This is a genomic window from Streptomyces pathocidini (genome assembly GCF_001418495.1).
Taxonomy (GTDB): domain Bacteria; phylum Actinomycetota; class Actinomycetes; order Streptomycetales; family Streptomycetaceae; genus Streptomyces; species Streptomyces pathocidini.
Genome location: NZ_LIQY01000617.1, coordinates 1 through 3,484, shown reverse-complemented (window position 1 = coordinate 3,484; position 3,484 = coordinate 1). Strand labels below are relative to the sequence as shown.

Annotated in this window: 3 protein-coding genes; 2 read left to right on the top strand and 1 reads right to left on the bottom strand. The window is 73.7% G+C overall.

What is annotated here, in order from left to right:
- Window positions 1–624: ferrochelatase (locus tag AOK16_RS23580; protein WP_169790948.1), on the bottom strand; the 624-nt coding region annotated here is incomplete at its 3' end.
- Window positions 625–765: 141 nt separating this feature from the next.
- On the opposite strand from AOK16_RS23580, the gene AOK16_RS23575 reads away from it, so the two are divergent.
- Together AOK16_RS23575 and AOK16_RS23570 are read left to right on the top strand one after the other, a co-directional pair.
- Window positions 766–2,004: an MFS transporter gene (locus AOK16_RS23575; protein WP_055474150.1), complete on the top strand. Its 1,239-nt coding sequence runs from the start codon at window positions 766–768 to the stop codon at window positions 2,002–2,004.
- Window positions 1,970–3,283 (top strand): D-arabinono-1,4-lactone oxidase, encoded by a 1,314-nt coding sequence (locus AOK16_RS23570; protein ID WP_055474149.1) that lies wholly within the window; start codon window positions 1,970–1,972, stop codon window positions 3,281–3,283. Before AOK16_RS23575 ends, AOK16_RS23570 begins: the two co-directional genes overlap by 35 nt.
- The last annotated feature ends 201 nt before the right edge of the window (window positions 3,284–3,484 follow it).

The window sequence follows — 3,484 nt, the reverse complement described above, 5'->3', positions numbered from 1 at the left end:
GCCGTGCCCCTCGGCGGGGCCGGAGGTGTCGGCAGCGGCCGTCGGGATGGAGTGCGTGGTGAACGCCAGGTGCGCCCCGGCCCGTGCGGCCTCAGGCAGTTCGGCGAGCGCGGCCAGCGTCGCGTCGACCATCGGCCGTACGAAACCGGGGTGGTTGAAGTAGTGCCGGAGCTTGTCCACGCGCGGCAGCGGCAGGCCCTCCCCCTCCAGGGCAGCCAGCGCGTCCGCGAGGTTCTCGCGGTACTGGCGGCAGCCCGAGTATGAGGCGTACGCGCTGGTGGCCAGGGTCAGCACCCGCCGCCGCCCGTCGGCGGCGATCTCCCGCAGGGTGTCCGCCAGGTAGGGCGCCCAGTTGCGGTTGCCCCAGTAGACCGGCAGGTCCAGGCCGTGCTCGGCGAAGTCCTTGCGCAGCGCGTCCAGCAGTTCGCGGTTCTGGGCGTTGATCGGGCTGATCCCGCCGAAGAGGAAGTAGTGCCGCCCCACTTCCTTGAGCCGCTCGCGGGGGATCCCGCGGCCGCGGGTGACGTTCTCCAGGAACGGCACGACGTCGTCCGGTCCTTCGGGCCCGCCGAAGGACAGCAGGAGCAGGGCGTCGTACGGGGCGTGGGCGGGCTGTTCGGGCATGGTCCCGATCCTGCCACCCGCCACTGACGGCCGGAAAACCAGTAGCGCCGCGGCGGCCGGCCCGTAAGCTGTATGGGCCACAGACGTTCCTGACGGGTGCCCGCCCTCCCGGTGCCCCGGCGACACCCCGGCGGAGCCCCCTTGCCCAGTCCCTACCGCGCGATCTTCGCGGTTCCCGGCACGAAGAGCTTCTCCGCCGCGGGCCTGGTGGGGCGGATGACGCTCTCCATGATGGGCGTCGGTGTCGTCACGATGATCTCCCAGCTGACCGGCCGCTACGGCCTCGCGGGCGCGGTCACGGCCACGCTCGCGCTGTCCGGCGCCGCCATGGCCCCGCAGGTCTCCCGGCTCGTCGACCGCTACGGGCAGCGGCGGGTACTGCGCCCGGCCACCCTGGTCAGCCTGGCCGCGGTCGCCGGGCTGCTGGTCGCCGCCGAGCGGGGCTGGCCGGACTGGACGTTGTTCGCCTTCGCGGCGTGCGCCGGGTGCGTGCCGAGCCTCGGCTCGATGATCAGGTCGCGCTGGGCGGCGGTGCACCGGGGCTCCCCGCGGCTGCTGCACACCGCGTACTCCTGGGAGTCGATCGTCGACGAGGTGTGCTTCATCGTCGGCCCGATCCTCTCCATCGGCCTGTCCACGGCCTGGTTCCCCGCGGCGGGCCCGCTGCTGGCCGTCCTCTTCCTGGCCATCGGCGTCTTCTGGCTGACCGCCCAGCGCGCCACCGAGCCCGTACCGCACCCACGCGAGGACCACCCGAAGGGCTCGGCGCTGCGCTCCCGGGGCCTGCAGGTGCTGGCGGCCACCTTCGCGGCGGTGGGCGCGATCTTCGGCGCGATCGACGTGGTGACGGTGGCCTTTGCCGAGGAGGAGGGGCACAAGGCGGCGGCGAGCCTGGTGCTCTCGGTGTACGCGCTCGGCTCCTGCGCGGCGGGCGCGGTCTTCGGGCTGCTGCACCTGAAGGGGGCGGCGGCCCGCAGGTGGCTGATCGGGGTGTGCGTGATGGCCGTGAGTATGATCCCCCTCCAACTGGCCGGGAGCCTGCCGTTTCTGGCCGTGGCGCTCTTCCTCGCAGGCCTGGCCATCGCCCCGACGATGGTGACCACCATCGCCCTCGTGGAACGGCACGTACCGCGCGCGAAGCTGACCGAGGGCATGACCTGGGTGAGCACCGGCATCGCGGTCGGCCTCGCCCTCGGCTCGTTCGCCGCGGGCTGGGTGGTCGACGCGGCCGGGGCCCGGGCGGGCTACGCGGTGCCGGCGGCGGGCGGGGCGCTCGCGGCGGTGGTGGCGCTCCTGGGTTACCGCCGGCTGGCGTCGGCACCCGACCGGGAAGGGACCGCGGCAGATGACGGAGACCGGGAAGCACAACGCGTGGCGTAACTGGGCCGGGAACGTGCGGGCCCACCCCGTACGGTCCCTGGCGCCGGGCTCCGCCGAGGAGTTGGCGCGGATCGTCACCACGGCAGCGGACGACGGGCTGACTGTCAAGGCGGTCGGAACCGGCCACTCCTTCACGGCCGCCGCGGCCACCGACGGGGTCCTCATCCGGCCGGACCGGCTCAGCGGCATACACGGGATCGACCGCGCCGCCGGGACGGTCACGGTCGGCGCGGGCACCCCGCTGTGCCAGCTCAATCAGGTGCTGGCCGCCGAGGGGCTGTCGCTGACCAACATGGGCGACATCATGGCGCAGACCGCGGCCGGGGCCACCAGCACCGGCACACACGGCACCGGCCGGGACTCCGGCTCGATCGCCGCCCAGATCAAGGGGCTCGAACTCGTCACCGCCGACGGCTCGGTGCTGCACTGCTCCGAGAAGGAGAACCCGGAGGTCTTCGCCGCCGCCCGGATCGGCCTGGGCGCGCTGGGCGTGGTCACCGCGATCACCTTCGCCGTCGAGCCGCTGTTCCTGCTGACCGCGCGCGAGGAGCCGATGCGGTGGGAGCGGGTGCTCGCCGAGTTCGGCCGACTCGCCGCTGAGAACGAGCACTTCGAGTTCTACTGGTTCCCGCACACCGCCAACTGCACGGTCAAGCGCAACAACCGCAGCCCGGGCCCGGCTGCGCCGCCCGGGCGGATCAGCGGCTGGATCGAGGACGAGCTGCTGTCCAACGGGGTCTTCCAGGCGGCCTGCGCGCTGGGCCGGGCCGTGCCCGCCGCCGTCCCGCCGATCGCCCGGATCTCCAGCCGCGCCCTGTCGGCCCGCACCTACACCGACATCGCGTACAAGGTCTTCACCAGCCCGCGCCGGGTCCGCTTCGTGGAGATGGAGTACGCGATTCCGCGGGCCGCCGCTGTGGACGCGCTGCGCGAGCTGAAGGCGATGGTCGATCGCTCGCGGCTGCGGATCAGCTTCCCGGTGGAGGTGCGGATCGCCCCGGCCGACGACATCACGCTGTCCACCGCCTCGGGCCGGGACTCCGCGTACATCGCGGTCCACCTCTACCGCGGCACCCCGCACCAGGGGTACTTCACCGCCGTCGAGCGGATCATGACCGCGCACGGCGGGCGCCCGCACTGGGGCAAGCTGCACGGCCGCGACGCCGCGTACCTCTCCGAGGTCTATCCGCGGTTCGGCGAGTTCACGGCGCTGCGCGACCGGCTGGACCCGCAGCGGGTGTTCGGCAACGCGTACCTGCGGCGGGTCCTCGGCGACTGACGGCGGGCTTTACGGGGGCTCCCGCTTTAGGGGGCCCGCTCTACGGGGGCTCCCGCTCTACGGGGTGGAGGCTCCGGCCTACGGGGTGGGGGCTCCGGTCGTGGGCGGTGCCTGGCGGGTGGCGCCGGTGCCGTCCGGGGTGTCGCCGGTGCGGCCCGGGTCGCTCGTGCTCGGGGAGGGGTCCGCCGGGGTGCTCGGCGC

Coding starts and splice junctions, on each gene's coding strand:
- AOK16_RS23570 (WP_055474149.1), top strand. CDS start 1,970: ATGACGGAGACCGGGAAGCACAACGCGTGGCGTAACTGGGCCGGGAAC.